Origin of the sequence: Zobellia uliginosa (assembly GCF_900156625.1) — a bacterium.
Lineage (GTDB): Bacteria > Bacteroidota > Bacteroidia > Flavobacteriales > Flavobacteriaceae > Zobellia > Zobellia uliginosa.
The window spans coordinates 733588-749932 of the sequence record NZ_FTOB01000004.1 but is presented as its reverse complement, the minus strand read 5'-3'; the positions used below and the strand labels follow the sequence as shown (position 1 = coordinate 749932).

Annotated in this window: 5 protein-coding genes; 4 read left to right on the top strand and 1 reads right to left on the bottom strand. The window is 44.9% G+C overall.

Features of this window, described 5'->3' with window-relative positions; translation table 11 throughout:
• Nucleotides 1–6: 6 nt before the first annotated feature.
• The 3 genes from BW980_RS15815 to BW980_RS15805 all read left to right on the top strand — a co-directional run bounded on the left by BW980_RS15815 (nt 7) and on the right by BW980_RS15805 (nt 2718).
• Nucleotides 7–1041 (top strand): COX15/CtaA family protein, encoded by a 1035-nt coding sequence (locus tag BW980_RS15815; RefSeq protein ID WP_076456129.1) that lies wholly within the window; start codon nt 7–9, stop codon nt 1039–1041.
• Between the two features lie 27 nt (nt 1042–1068).
• Entirely contained in the window at nt 1069–1563 is a 495-nt protein-coding gene (locus BW980_RS15810) for an IS1096 element passenger TnpR family protein (protein ID WP_013994232.1), read from the top strand.
• A 96-nt stretch (nt 1564–1659) separates the two neighbouring features.
• Nucleotides 1660–2718, top strand: coding sequence for a nucleoid-associated protein (locus BW980_RS15805; RefSeq protein ID WP_076456128.1), 1059 nt, complete (start codon nt 1660–1662; stop codon nt 2716–2718).
• A gap of 60 nt (nt 2719–2778) precedes the next feature.
• Here BW980_RS15805 and BW980_RS15800 read toward each other — a convergent pair whose 3' ends face one another.
• Complete coding sequence (locus BW980_RS15800; protein ID WP_076456127.1) at nt 2779–3861, bottom strand: hypothetical protein; 1083 nt, start codon at nt 3859–3861, stop codon at nt 2779–2781.
• A 167-nt stretch (nt 3862–4028) separates the two neighbouring features.
• Here BW980_RS15800 and BW980_RS15795 point away from each other — a divergent pair, with 167 nt between their 5' ends.
• Nucleotides 4029–16331: a T9SS type B sorting domain-containing protein gene (locus BW980_RS15795; RefSeq protein WP_076456126.1), complete on the top strand. Its 12303-nt coding sequence runs from the start codon at nt 4029–4031 to the stop codon at nt 16329–16331.
• Nucleotides 16332–16345: the final 14 nt, after the last annotated feature.

The following is a 16345-nucleotide window of genomic DNA, read 5'->3' as shown; positions in this document are numbered from 1 at the left end:
ACTCCTATGCAAAAAAAATTCAGACAAGTTGCGAAAGTAGCTTTGGTTCTCGTGTATTTCGTCATTATTGCCGGCGCCGTAGTACGTATGACCGGTAGCGGTATGGGCTGTCCGGACTGGCCCAAATGTTTTGGACATTACATTCCCCCAACAGAAATTTCAGAATTGCAATGGCGACCCGATACCCCATTCAAAAAGGGCCAAATTATTATTGTAGACCAAACCCTTCAAGTTGCGATGGAAGATTTCAATACAGGTTCTTCCTTTGACCGGTCGAAATGGAAAACCTACACAAAGCACGATTATGCCGAATTTAACGCTGCCCATACTTGGATCGAATATATCAACCGTCTTTTCGGGGCCTTGGCCGGTTTAGCTACCCTTGCTCTAGCTATTTTCTCGCTCAAGCTGTTGAAAACGAATAAAAAAATAACCCTTTTATCTTGGTTAGTGGTCTTCGGAATGGGATTTCAGGCGTGGTTGGGGGCCACTGTCGTCTATTCCCTTTTAGAGCCTGTAAAGATTACCGTGCACATGGTCATGGCCTTGGTAATCGTAGCGTTTATACTCTATATTATACATGAGACCAAGCCCCTGGCGGAACGACCCAAAACGCATAAAAACATAGTCTCGCTTTTATGGCTTGTATTGGCCTTGACCACAATTCAGGTGGTATTGGGCACCCAGGTCAGGCAATTTGTCGATGACCGTATAGACCTGCTTGGCGAAGCTGCCAAAGACCAATGGTTGACAAATGCCAACTGGCAATTTTACGTACACCGGACCTTTTCCATTATAGTTGTCTTACTCAACCTATTATTGGCCCAACGCATCTACAAGTACAAGCTTCATTTTTCAAAGATCAATTGGGTATTGGCCTTTTTGTTCATTGAGGTCATTTCGGGCATTGCCATGTATTACTTTGATTTTCCGTTCGGCTCACAAACGGTTCACCTTGTATTGGCAAGCTTACTTTTTGGGGTTCAGTTTTATTTGCTTTTAGAAGCTTTAAGTGCCAAAAGAAGCTATAAATCTTCGTAACTTTGTCTTCCCTTAAAAATTACGGTTATGATTTATAAAATACGTGTCATTTTAGACGCCCAAGAGGATATATTCAGAGACCTTGAAATAGAGGCCAGTACTTCTATGGAAGAGTTTCACAATGCCATAGCACAGTCTTTTGGCTTTTTGGGCAATGAAATGGCCTCGTTTTATACCTGTGACGAAGAATGGAACCAAGACGAAGAAATAGCTCTTTTCGACATGAGCGAAAACGGTTCTGACGTTCGCTTGATGAACGAAACCTTCTTAGAGGATGTCATGACCGAAGAGAGTCCGAAACTTATCTATGTCTACGACTTTTTAAGTATGTGGACGTTTTATGTGGAACTTGCCGATATTGTTTCCTATGAAGCCGGTATTACCTATCCGAACCTGTTGTTCAGTTTTGGGGAACTTCCGGAAACCCCTCCGGAAAAAAACTTTGAGTCGAAGCCTACCTTCGATTTCGACGATACCTTTGAAAATTATGATGACCTAGATTTTGACGAGAACTGGAACTGATATTTTCCTAGAATATCATTCCCATTCGTTACATTTCAGCCTTCTGGACGTACAACAGGTACCCAGACCTTTCTAAAATTAAAAAACTATAGACATATGATTAACCTCTACCCTACCCAAATCGAAACGATTTCCCTGCATCGAGTGGGGAACAAGAATAAGAGTGAAGGTATTTTTCTTTCAGAAGAGCCCTTCTCGCTCAATGATGAGACCACTGGTCTTTTAAAAGAGTATTTTTTCAAGCCTTTCCGCGAAAAAGAGGAGAACTATTTTAAATTGACGAATGATGTAGATGTAGAATTCAACGAACTTTATAAGATTGTTTCGGCCATATTCGATGAACCGGAGAGCATGCATGCCAATTCGAAAAAAATTGCCACGCACCTTTTTGATCAATCGAACCACCCGCATATTAAGAGCGGAGAGGTTTACGTCGCCCATTTATCAAACGTAATGCTCGACAATGTCAAGACCGAAGCCATCGGTATCTTTAAAAGCGAGCTTAAGCACGACTTTCTTCAGTTTGAAGAAAGGGGCAACAACCTAGATATCATTATTCAACAAGGTATCAATATAAATAAGCTCGACAAGGGCTGTCTTATTTTTAACGTCAATAAAGAGGAAGGATATAAAGTACTTTCCGTAGACAGTAATCGCTACGACACCAAATACTGGCTCGAAGACTTTTTGGGCGTCGACCCCTTGGCCGATGAGAACTTCTACACCAAAAACTATTTGAAATTTTGCCAGAATTTTGCCAAAGACGTAGTATTACCTGCCGAAGACAAGCAACAAGAAGTGCTTTTCATGAACCGTGCGGTCAACCATTTTGCCAAAAATGATGCCTTTGAAGAGACCAACTTTTTAAACGAGGTACTCGAAAACCCCGAATTGGTGCCCGAATTCAAACATTACAAGGAAGAAAAGGGGCCAAAATACAGTATTGAAGATGTCTCCAATTTTGACATTGCCAACAAGGCGGTTTCCGATGCCCGTAAAAAGATAAAGAACGTCATCAATCTTGACACCAATATTCAGATAAAAATGGATTTCATCAACCCTGAGTCGGCAGATAAATTTGTTGAAAAAGGGTGGGACGAAGAACGTCAGATGTACTATTACTTGGTATACTTCAACAAAGAGGAAAAAAACTAAGACAAAATTGCCCCTTACCAAAAGCTATCGATTGCCGGCGCACTCGATAGCTTTTTTTTTTTAAATTTTTATTCGGTGCTCTATAATTTGCTTCATACTTACATCTTCGTAATTACGGCGTACGAAGTTTAAGGCTAGGTCCAATACTTCCCCCATGGTTTTCGACTTCCTAAACTGCTGATCCAAAGTGAGTTCATAAATCTGCTCGCGCAACATTTCAATGTTTTCCCGGGTAGAAATAGTGTCTTTTTTCCCAATAGACCGCAATCGTTTTATACGTGCCCCAGAACTCAATATTCTCTTGGCTACGATCGATCGTTCCTCAAGTTTATACTGATCTACCGAATCGCGCTTTAACTTCTTCCTGACCAACTCTACCATTTCAAAGTTCTCCTTAAAGAATTGGGGCCGATAGACCTTTAACTTTCCTTCAAAACACTGCTGGTCGAAATCTATGGCCCGTATGCGATAGACAACGTGATCAAAATCGTGCACAGGAACAATAACGTAATTATAAGACCTCATATCGCCCAATAAGCGGATCATGCAACGCTCGTTGAACTTTACGAACTCTTTGGCCAATTGTGATTTTTCCGACTCGGTACAATTGGGCAACATATCCTTAATAAACACATCACCGGGTATGCCTGCAATGTGCTCTTCTATGAGCGTATCCTTATAAACCAAAAAATTCAGGTTATAGGGCGAAAGCATGTGCTCCAGTTCAAGTCCGTATATCCGCGATGCATCGGTTTTCTTGACATAGAAATAGGTAAAGTTATCGTTGAGAATATTTCTCACCTTAATGCGAAAAGGCTTTGAGTTTCCGAAGGTGCAAAAATCGACGGCATCTATATTAAGGTACTGGTGAATATTATTGCTTCCATCGGAATGTAGAATGGAATATACTTTTTTCAAGCTATTATCTATTTCAATCCTATCGAACTCAGAATAGTAGACCCTGACCCACAAGGTATCTTCATCATCCGCATCATAAACGACTACCGACCCTGAAAATCGCAACAAATCTTCATAAAAAATAGGGATCTCAATTTTTCGGCTGTAATGCTCTAAATATTGGTCCAATTTTTTACATACCGGATAGGCCGGCTTTTTTTTCGACATTAACCTCTCTTCTGACATATTATCAATTTACTTACAAATTAGGCAATTCTGCAAAATATTTTAAACCTAAAAAACAGGTTTTGCGCTTAAAACAACAGAATAGATACGATTGCCAACATTTTTTTAGCCATGTTGTCCAAGTACGTTTTATTTGTTTGTTGTTCCACATCAAACCATCCATGCCGATGACTACTTTGCTTAAACCATACCTTAAAGTACTTCTTTTCTTTTTAACAGTGTTTAATGCATTTTTAGGTTTCTCCCAGTTGAGCGACCTGCATTACCTTCCCCCATTGAAACAGGGGCGAAACAACCAAGCGATACAGCAACAGGCCATTTATCTTTCTACGCCTGAGCCTACCTCCTTTACGGTAAACGCCTATAGAGGGACAAGCGGTACTCCGATTGCTACTTTTAATATCAATAATGTTAGTCCGGCCGTTTATACATTAAGCAACGGTGACAACAATATTACCTTAGTTGACAACAACCACACAGGAGTGGTATTGGACGATGCAGGCCTAAGGTTTGAATCGCCTAGCGGTAACCGATTTTATGTCAATTATCGTGGTGTTTCATCGGCCCAGGCAGCATCGCTGACCTCTAAAGGTAGAGTTTCGATGGGCACCCGTTTCAAATGGGGAGGCTTGCCCAACCTTGGTTCACATAGTTCAAAATCGAACACCTTGGGCATTATGGCTACCGAAGACAATACCACGGTGCGCTTATACGGCTATGACCCTCGATGTGAATTTCGCCTACAAGGAGACCCGGATGGACTTACCGACGATTCGTATACCATAACCCTAGATGCCAACGAATCTTTCGTATTCGAAACGGTTTTATCGGAATCTACCGCCCATATAGACGGTTGGATCGGTGCGACTGTAGAGGCCAATAAAAATATAGTTATCAGTAACGGTGGTCTTAACACCGGTAGACAGGCCGGCAACAGCAATAGGGATGCCGCCATCGACCAACCCGTACCCGAGAATAGATTGGGCAAGGATTATGTTTTTGTTAGGGGTAACGGTACCAATTCGACCGAATTTCCTTTGATCATAGGTATTGCCGACAACACACAGATATTTGTGAACGGTAGTGCTACGCCTGTTGCCACTATAGACAATGGCGAATATTTTCAAATTCCCGGCACCTACTATTCCAGTAACTCGGCCGGAGCCAATATGTTGGTAACGACCTCAAAAGATGCCTACGCCTACCAATCAATGGCCGGTGGTAGTGCGGTTTATACCCACGGACTTAACTTTGTTGCCCCGGTAAACTGTCTCTTACCCGATGTAATGGACAACATTCCCGATATTAGAAATATAGCGGGCACTACGGTAACCGGAGGTGTTACCATCATTGCCGCCACCACCACTCCTGATGCCAATATTTCCGTAACCGATGGCAATGGCCCGGTTGCACTGCCGGCTTCGACCCCGGTAGCGGGGTCTACGGACTGGAAAACTATTTTTATACCCAGCCTCACCGGAAATGTAAGCGTACAATCTACTGGCCCTATTGCGGTCGGATTTTTTGGTTTGAACGGTGCACGTGGCGTAGCCGGTTATTTTTCAGGTTTTGACACCGTACCTGTTGTTGATCTAGGTATTCGCGGAGGAAGTGGTTGCTTCGTAGGTTCCGAAATTTTTGAGGCTACGGGAAATTTTGATGCCTACCAATGGTTTGGAGACGGCGTATTGATTCCTGGAGCAAATAGTGAAAGCTATGCGCCTTCGGTAGCGGGCGACTACTTCGTTAGAGGTACCAAAGGGCCATGTACCTACGATTCCCAACCGATATCGGCCTATTATTGCGATCCCGATGTCGTGGTGAACAAAACTGTAGACAAGCCTGAAATCGTGGAAGGCGAAATGGCAACCTTTACCATAAAAGTCAGAAACCTTGGTGTTGGCCCATTGACCAATTTAAGAATTACGGATGATATTCCCGCTGGATTGACCCTTGTAAATGCACAGACGATAACAGGTACTTGGAGCGGAAACACTTGGAATATTGGAACCTTGAACGGTGGTGAAACCGCATTTTTGACCCTAGAGGTACAAGCGGATGAAATCGATACGCTGCCATTGTTAAGTTTGACCAATACGGCATATAACACACAAGATCAACCCGATACCAATATTACGGATGACAATCCATCTGCCCACATCATCGTTCACAATGATTTTGACAAAGACGGTGTAATCGATATTGTTGACCTTGACGACGACAATGACGGTATTTATGACGAGGACGAGTGCGACACACTTTCCTACAACATCAATAACGGCACCCCGGTTACCAGTGACCTAATGAGTCTCAACAATTATTTGGTACTCGACGTATTCTCATTGGACAACTCGTTCTACTTAAGCATCAATGGTAATGATATCGCCGGGGAAATACAATTTGAAAATGGTGCCGGAGGGAATTATGCCCGCTTTTTAGATGGCAGCGTACATGGAACAAATGGCAATTCGAGCATATGGACCGTAAGTGGCTCCAATGGCAATCCCGTAATTCGGATTGTCATCGACCAAAGCGGTACATTCGAACTATTTGGCAAAAGGACCACTGGTAGTCCGCTTGAGCCCATGGTTCTTGACACCCCGCCCAGTACCATTGCTTGGAACCCCTCTGGAAACAATACCGTTACCATAGACCAAGATGTCAGGGGCCCCACCAATATGCGTGGCGTGCTTTTAACGGCCGGTTGTGATACCGATGGTGACAATTACCCCGATTCACTGGATTTAGATAGTGATGGCGACGGATGTAGTGATGCCAACGAATTTTACAAAGACGACACCGCAGATGGTGGCGATGGTGGAGAATACGGTACGGGAGTACCTGTAGTCGACCCTACCGACGGAACCGTAAATGCAGCTTCATACACCCAAGTTTATGCGCCTATCATTGTTTTAGGAAATACTTCAGAGGAACTTGGCGGAACAAATATTAACGGCCAAGACCTGAACCTGGGAGACACCTTTAACTATGTCATCCGTTTTCAAAATACAGGTGATGACGATGCCCAAAATTTTACGATAAGAGACGTACTTCCCAACAACGTTACTTTAGACAATGTAGATTATAGTGATGCACCAGGGGCTTCGCATACCTACGACCCCAATACCCAAACCATCAGCTTTAACATTCCCGATGATTTGGTGCAGATTGGAGATCCGGAGTACAAAATCAAAATAACGGTTTCCATTTCCGGTAATTGTTCCGAGTTCGTTGCCGCCTGTGCATCGCAACTTGAGAACCAGGCCTATGCCACTTATACCGGCACGGTGAACACCAATACTTTTTCGGACGAGGACGGCAGTAATCCTGCAGGAGCCTGTACTACCACGTTGGAAGTTGCCACCAATAACGTAGCCAATGCACTCACCAACTGTAATCTAGCCAGAACGGTCCTACTTTGTGGCGATAACGTAACCCTTACCGCCGGTTCCGGTTTTACCACCTACAACTGGGCAATTGACACCAACAACAACGGACAAATCGATTCTGGGGAGACCCTACCGAACAATGGCGACCCAAGTACTTTTACCGCCACCACAGTAGGAAACTATATTGTTGAAAAATCAGGAGCCGCCGGATGTTCCGATCATGTGGAACGAATCACCGTAAATCGTTTTGGAACGGTCCAGACCAACCCGATTATCGATTACTTCAATCAAGTCAATAGTGATTCGAACCCCGATAACGACATTCAAGGTGAAGTCGTGGAATGTTCCATAGACGGAAGTTTACTGCCTAACATTTTCCTTTGTGGTATCAATGACAGTGCTTCCATCCAATTGGGTATCACTGACGCACAAAGTATAACATGGCAAAAACTGAACGAATCCAGTTGTGGAACCGTTAGCGATAAATGTGCCAATACAAACAGTTCATGTAGCTGGGACGTTCAGACGGTACAAAATAATTTTACAGTGACCGAAAGCGGAAGCTTTAGAGTAGTTATCGCTTATGAAAATGGGTGTTTCAGCCGTTTCTATTTCAACGTCTACCAAAACACCTTGGACTTCGATTATACCCCTTCGGATATTATCTGTAATACCGATGGTTCCATACGCATTACCGGTGTAGGCAACGGCTACGGTTATCAATTGTACAATGTATCGAACAATACTATAGAGGTTCCATTCAGTGCAGGACAAGGTCCTGATTTTAGCATTGGTACGAGTGGCACCTATAAAGTACAGGTTACCCAACTCGACCCTGCTACCGGAGCCCCTATTCCGAACGGTTGTATTTTTGAAACCGAGGACATAGGAATTCAAGAACGAAACTTTCAGGTCAGCCTAAGCAGTACCCCAGCGGATTGCGACGAACTTGGAACCATTGCCATACAAGCCTTGAACGTTTCTCCTACTTACAGCTATGAGTTGTTCTTAGATGACGGCAGTAATGGAGGTAGCGGCTCGTTCATTCAATCGGAACCGGTCGTCAACGACAATACGCACACCTTTACAGGTGTTGCCCCAGGCAATTATATAGTGGTCACCAGTACTACGGATGGTTGTACCGACAGTCAGACCATCACCGTGGATGAAATTCCACAATTGCAATTGACCGCTGCAAATCAGGAGAATATTACATGTACCGCAGGTGTTATCAACTTGACCCCTTCGGGCGGTACCACAGGCTACCAATACGCCATTTGGAGCAAGGACGGCATTGTGAATTACGCCGATGAGAACAGTATTCCCGATACGGATTTCACTGCCAACTCCAACTTTTTATTCGGTTACAGGGGAAGTCCTGCTACCTATTTCCCCAACGAAGATGGCGACTATGTTTTTATCGTTAAAGATGACAATGGGTGTTATGGATTCTCTAATATCGTACATATGGATGACGTGGGAACCGTTAGCATTTCTGCCACTAACACCGATATTGTTTGTGCAGACTCATCTACCGCGGTCTTGACGATAAACGCTTCGGGCGGCACCCCACCCTACCAATATAGTTTGGATGGAGGCACCACCTACCAAAACGAAAATTTCTTTAACGGCCTTGCCAGCGGCAACTATACAATTACCGTAAAGGATTCAAGCGGTACAGGTAGCAACGAATGCGTGGCTTCCATAGACTATGAAATCGTTCAACCCTTTAGACTTACAGCATCACCGGCTATCGTAGAAGACGCCTCTTGCGATCCTTCAGGAGCCTTGATCAAGATTTTAAATGCCAATGGAGGGCAAGCACCTTATGAATATAGTTTTGACGGAGGTAGTTCGTTTCAAGCTACGAATGAAAGAAGGCTTTCTTCGGGTACCTACCAATTGGTGCTCAAAGATGCCTTGGGTTGTACCTTCGATATGGAAATCACCGTACCGAACAGTCCGACCGATCCAAGCTTTGATAATGACATCACCTATGCCTGTGATGGTAACGGTATCATAACGATTACCCCTTCCAACACTACGGATTTTGAATACACCTATAAACTGAACGGAACGGACAATTCACCAATTGACAACAATGTTTTCAATAATGTCGCTCCCGGTACACAAACCGTAACCATCGGTTATAGCAGTGCACTTAGCCCAAGTCAAAGTACCTTGTTCCTCGAAGATTTTGGTACGGGTATAAGTACCGATATCGGAGAAATTGGGCCAGGATATTGTTTTGAACCCCAAAATGGTAGTGCAACCACTTGTAACCTTGGTCCTGCAGGCATTTTGGTCAACGGGGAATATACGGTCACTGCAGCGGTTACTAACCCTAACACCTCATGGAGAACCCCTAACGACCATACGGGACTAACCGATGGTAGATTCATGGCCATAGGGGTAAGTACCTCAGCGGGCAGCAACAACATCTTATGGTCTCGAACCGGATTGGAAGTTCTGCCAAATCAAGACATTACCATATCCTTTTATGCCTATAACCTACTAAAAACCGGTGCTTTGGGCAACGACCCTGAAATTCTTGTAGAACTTGTAAATTCTTCAGGAACCATTATTGGTAGCACCGCCACAACGGCAATTCCTAAAAATAACGACGCCGATGATTGGCATTTAAGGGAGCTTACCTTTAATTCTGGGGCAAACACAAGCGTTGGTGTGATATTACGTACCAACTTGGATAGCGACTATGGAAACTTCTTGGTTTTGGACGATATCCAGGCCTCCCAGATTCCTGAACTATGTGAAAAAACCCAAGACATCACGGTTTCCGTAGAAACAGGAAAAGCCTTTGAAGTGGCTATATTGGGAAGCACCAACCCTACTTGTAACGGCAATACAAACGGAAGCATCCGTTTTGAAGTCAATAATTTCGACCCTGCCTTCGGCTATGAATATTCTTTGGACGGGGGTACGGGTTGGATTGCCGAAACTACCTCCCCAATTACCACCCCTGCTACACTGGGCGATGGTACATATGGAATAATGGTTAGAAAAGTAGATGACAATTCATGTACGGCAACTTCGGCCACATCGGTAACCCTGACCGCTCCAGCGGCCATAGTACCCAACCTACAACAAACAGCAGCATATACATGCTTCAATACGGGAGCTACATTAGAAGCTTCGGCTACGGGTGGTACACCAGGTTATGAGTATCAATTGGAGGATACTTCGGGCACCCCTGTCGTAAGCTATCAAACCAGTACGATCTTTAACAACGTTGCCGACGGCGATTACCTAATCCGTATTAGGGACACCAATGCTTGTGAAGTACTTTCTACTGTTCCGGTAACGGTTTCCGCTCCCGAAACAATAGATTTCGATATTACCTCTACGGAATGTTATGATGGTGCAAACAATGCTACCATTACCGTTGATGTAACCTCTGGTAATGGCGACTACACCTTTAGGATAAACGGTGGGGGCTGGGTTAACCCGGCAGCCGCTACCCCTACGTCCTATACGTTCTCAGGCTTGGCGAACGGAACCTATACCATTGATGTAGAGGATGGCTATAGTTGTGGACCTGTACAAAAAACAGTTACCATAAGCCCTCAACTAACAGGCAATGCGACTTTACAATCAGATAAAACGTGTACGGATGATGCTGTAATAAACCTAAATATCACAGGTGGTTCTGGAAGCTATACCTACGAATGGTCCACTTCACCGACCGGCCCATGGGATGCTAGCGGATTTACCGCAGATACTTTTTCTACGAATGTGGCCAACACCTATTACTTTAGGGCCACCGATACCTCTGCCCCTACCCCATGTACATTTGTTACCAATGCCGTAACGGTTACGGAAGCCGTTTCCCCGGCAATAACAAGTATTACCCCGACAGACCTAACTTGTAACGGGAACGATACCGGTGCATTGGATATAGTTATAGATACTTCCGTAGGTTTAGCTCCATATACCATTAATGTATATAACACAACAAGCGCAACGGATTATGGTAAGGAGACCACAAGTTTGGCAGCTGGTAATTATACGATTACCGTAACCGATAGTAAAAATTGCTCCGTAACAGGAACTACAACCATTAATGAGCCAACTATTATAAATCCGAATATTGTATCTACCGATTTACAATGTACGCCTTCTGGCACAGAGTTAGGTACGATTACTATCGATGCCACTGGAGGTACTGCAACGTATACCTATAGGGTCAATAATGCCGATTTTAGTGTTTCTGAAACATACGACACCTCTTCAGGCACCAATGACCATACCTTTACCGGTTTAAATTTCGGGGAATACACCGTAACCGTAACCGACTTCAATGGTTGCGAGACCGTGAGCTCGGTTACGATTGCCACAGGTCCGGATATTTTGATTACGACCCAAGGCGCCTCCGGTTGTACGCCCGGAAGCGGGGAAATGCTAGTGGAGGCCCAAGCTTCCACAGGCCCATTGGGAGCTGGTTCGTTCTATTTCGCCATATTTCCGGCACCTCCGTACGACCCTAGCGATCCGGCTTGGTTCCCTGAAGACATTGTAATAGACAATACTTATAATTTTACAGGTTTAACACCGGGTGTAACCTATACCTTTATTGTACACGATACGGATACCAACTGTGAATACATGCAAGAAGCTACGGTTCCGGTTTCTACCAGTTCCAATTTAACTTCTACCATAAACGGCACAACACCGATTACTTGCTTCGGCAGTTCCGATGGTAAGGTCGAATTCACCATTTCGGGTTACGATGCCACTACCGTCGGTTACGAGATCTTTCATTACGCCACCAATACGACTACCGGAATAACCGGAAGTATTTCCGGGGCTGCCGGAGGACCTGAAACCGAAATAAAGGATCTTCTACCTCCAGGGGAATTCTATATTCTCTTTACGGAGACGGACGGTACAAATGCCGGTTGTGTAAATACCTCCGATGTTTTTGTCATCGAACAGGCCCCTACCCTATTGGAAGTTTCCGCTACAGCGACCAAAAACGCCAACTGTAACGAAGATGGTACCATTACCGCATCGGGACGCTACGGAGTTGGTCCGTATGCATATCAATATTTACCCGATACAGCTACGGCTCCGACCGCCACATCAACAGGTTGGATAGCCAATACCACTGAAAATGTACCGGCCGGCGATTATATCGTCTATATCAAAGACGCCCATGACTGTATCCAGCACACTTCGGTTACCGTAGGCTTTGATACGGCCCCTGAAATCGACACGGTCACCGTAAATGACTACTGTGTGGCCGAAGGCAGCTATTCCGTAGATGTAACCCTCACAACTCCAGATACCGCTTCGTACAATATAAGTGTGAACGGCGGTGCCCTACAAAGTGCCAATTTTGTCGGAGGTGTTTATACCCTTACCGGATTAAGTTCATCGACTTCAACACAAACGATTGCTATATCCGATGTAAATGGATGTGGTAATTCGGAAAACTTCGATATAGCACCTAAATTTCAAGCTACCGCACAGATTACCAAATTATTGGATTGTAGTGGCAGCCCGAATGCCGAAATTACGATTGCCGCTTTTGACGGATACGGTTCCTTTGAATATGAAGTGTCCGGACCGGTCAACCAAGCAAGAACGGCAATACCCGGTCCTGCGAATACCATTGTTTGGGATGGTGCTTCAAGCGCAGGAACGTATTCCGTTTCCGTTTATGACACCAATACTCCTTTATGCAACCCAATTACATTCTCCTTGGAAGTAGAAGATGCCGTTGTACCCAACTTTACGGGCACAGCGACAGATGTTACTTGTAATGGAGGTACTGACGGTGCGATAGCGATTACCGAAATAAATAATGGCATTAATCCTTTGTTATATACCTTAAGTCCCGCCAGTGCAACATTCAATACTACGACAAATAGTTTTGAAGGCCTTGCCGCCGGCACATATGATGTTATTGCAACAGGAACAAACGGTTGCACGACAACCCGTACTATTGTGGTTGATGAACGCCCGGCCATTACTTTCGATACGCCGGTTGTAGACCAATTTGGCTGTACTTCCGATAATGCGGTCAACAATGCCCTAATCACCTTGGACGAGGCTTCCCTGTCAGGTGGCAGCAGCACCTATTCCCGTTACGAGTTCGAAGATGTTGCAACCGGTACTATTTTGCAAAGTGGGTCAAGCCCGACATATACCTATACGGATTTTGCCGGCGGCAATGTCATTGTACGTGTATTCGATGATGCCGGATGCTCTGCCGAACAAACCGTTACCGTAAACGCCTACGATGCCTTGGTAGATGCTACCATAACCGTAGATAGGGATATAAGCTGTATTAACAGTGGTGAAGATATCAGTATAGATGTTAGCAGCACTTTTACCGACTTTACATCCAACCCTGGCAACTATGAGTTCAGGCAACTACCGTCTGCCACATACCAAGCTTCGAACCAGTTCTTGAATTTGGCCGTAGGCACCTATACCTTTGGTATTCGAAATATCACCACAGGATGTGAAATTACCCGAACCCATACGGTAGAAGAACCCAATACGTTTGATGTCATCGTTGAAAAGCTGTCCGATGTAATCTGTCATGGCGATAACGGCAGCATACGATTGACCCTCGTAGACGCTACGTATACCACAGGATTCTCATACTATATCTACGACACCAATGGTACCCCTGCGGACCGCTCCGACGACGGACCGGCAGTAATCACGGGGAATTCTATCAATGTAGGGCCTACCTCTGACATCGCCGTACCTGCCGGAAATTATTTGGTAGAAGTGGTACAAGACGATTTGCCGAATTGTAGTCAAGTCCGTTCTTTTACCATTACCACACCAAGCGCACCGATAACCTTGGCAACAATCGATACGGAAGACGTAGGTTGTACCAATGATCTTGGTAGTGCCAATATCGCACCCCTAGGAGGCGAAGCACCCTATGACATTATCTTGACCCATAATGCCTCAGGCACAACGTACACGGCCAACCAAGTACATAGTTTCCTTTTCCAAGGATTGGGGGCCGGACAGTATACCGTGGAAGTAACCGATAATTTAGGTTGTAACCCGACTTTCGCCAATGCCTTCGAACTCGTCGTACCCGACCCGATTTCCGCAAGCATTACGAGTACGACACTTGCATGTAAAGACGATACGGATGCATCCGTGACGGCCGCGGTCGCCCCAAGAAATGTAACCTCAAATTACAGGTACATTCTCAACACCTATGCCGATGCAACAGGTACTATCCAATTGCAAACATCAAGTTCACAAACGACGGCCACCTTCAATAATTTAAGGTCCGGTTTCTATAGCATCACCATTTTAGATGATATGAACTGTAGCTTTGAAACCGCGGTTGAAGAAATTGTTGAACCTACTGAAGTAGGGGGACAATTGGTAACGGCACAACGATTGACCTGCCAGTCCGATGCCGAATTGCTATTGACGGCTTCGGGCGGTACCGCACCCTATATGTGGAGTACGGATGGAACTACCTACAATGTCATGAACGAAACCAGTGGCCCGAACAGTCATTTGTTCACCAACATCACGCCCGGTGTTTATGAGTATTACATCCGCGATAGTTTCAATTGTGTCTCCGTACTGACCAACAGGGTCACCATTAATCCGATAGAACCGCTACAGGTTTCCATAGACGATTCGGCCGCTACGGTCAACTGTAACGGACAAAGCACGGCAGCCATCGAGGCCGAGGCCGAAGGCGGATTGGGCAATTACCAATATGCGCTTTTCTCCGATGCCACACTTACCAACGAGATACGGGCAAACCAAGTATCGGGTCTATTTACCGACCTGCCAATGGGAAGCTACTTCGTAAGGGTACAGAGCGAAGATTGCGAACTGGTTTCCCAAGAAATCCGCATAGACGAGCCTACGCCTTTAGCGGTCGACACCGAAATCAACAATGTCACCTGTAATAGTGCCAATGACGGTAACATCGTGGTGAACATGACTGGCGGAACGGGCACCTATCAATATGCCATTTCCCCGAACTTAAGTCGGTTTAGCAATACCAATGTTTTTGAAGAACTGGCCCCAGGCGATTATACCATTATTGCACAAGACTCCAACGGATGTTTTGAGGTGATCGACGCTACCATAACCGAACCAACCGTACTTGAGGTAACTGCAACTGCATCACCCGAGATATGTGTAGGCGAGGAAAATGGAGCCATTGAATTGACCATTACCGGTGGCACGGGCCCATATAGCACACGCTTGTCAACAGAAACCGATTTTGTTCAAGACCGCACCAGTTTGACCGGTTTGGCAGCTGGATTCTATATCATCTATGTTCAAGACGCCCAGGGCTGTGAAGAGAATATCTCGGTAACCATAGACCAAGGAGTCAACCTAGGCGCTTTTGTACAACCCGTCTACGGATGTAACGGCAATACACCTAACAATTACGTGAATATAGTTCTTGATGATACGAGCATAGAAAAAGACGTGCTGTTCGGCCTAGATACCACTGATCCATCTGAAATGCAACTGAATCCATTCTTTAGGGATCTTGCTCCTGGTTCCCATTACATTGCCATTTCACATGCGAACGGCTGTATGGCGACCTACGAATTTGAGGTAGAGTCGTTCGATCCATTGAGCCTAACGGTAGAACAGACCAATATCAACGAGATTACCGCAACGGTAAGTGGTGGTAGGGAAGGTTATACCTATTATTTCGGTGATACCAACAATGGTTCCGACAATGTCTTCTATATCACCAAAACGGATACCTACTTGGTTACCGTAGTCGATGAAAACGGCTGCGAGACTACCGAAAGTATCTTTATGGAATTTATTGATATCGAGATCCCCAATTTCTTTACGCCTAACGGAGACGGTGCCAATGACGTTTGGAAACCGAAAAACATTGAAATATTCCCGAATATCTTTATCAGTATCTATGACAGATACGGTCGTACCGTATACCGCTTTAGAGACAACCAAGATGGTTGGAGTGGGATTTACCAAGACTCAGAGCTTCCTTCTGGAGATTACTGGTACATCATTAAATTGAACGGTGAGGCCGACACAAGGGAATTTGTCGGACATTTCACCCTCTACCGATAAACAACAATCAACTA

What these genes read in the sequence shown, in the direction of transcription:
- BW980_RS15810 (WP_013994232.1), top strand. Translation starts at nt 1,069, where the DNA reads ATGATTTATAAAATACGTGTCATTTTAGACGCCCAAGAGGATATATTC.
- BW980_RS15815 (WP_076456129.1), top strand. Translation starts at nt 7, where the DNA reads ATGCAAAAAAAATTCAGACAAGTTGCGAAAGTAGCTTTGGTTCTCGTG.
- BW980_RS15805 (WP_076456128.1), top strand. Translation starts at nt 1,660, where the DNA reads ATGATTAACCTCTACCCTACCCAAATCGAAACGATTTCCCTGCATCGA.
- BW980_RS15795 (WP_076456126.1), top strand. Translation starts at nt 4,029, where the DNA reads ATGACTACTTTGCTTAAACCATACCTTAAAGTACTTCTTTTCTTTTTA.
- BW980_RS15800 (WP_076456127.1), bottom strand. Translation starts at nt 3,861, where the DNA reads ATGTCAGAAGAGAGGTTAATGTCGAAAAAAAAGCCGGCCTATCCGGTA.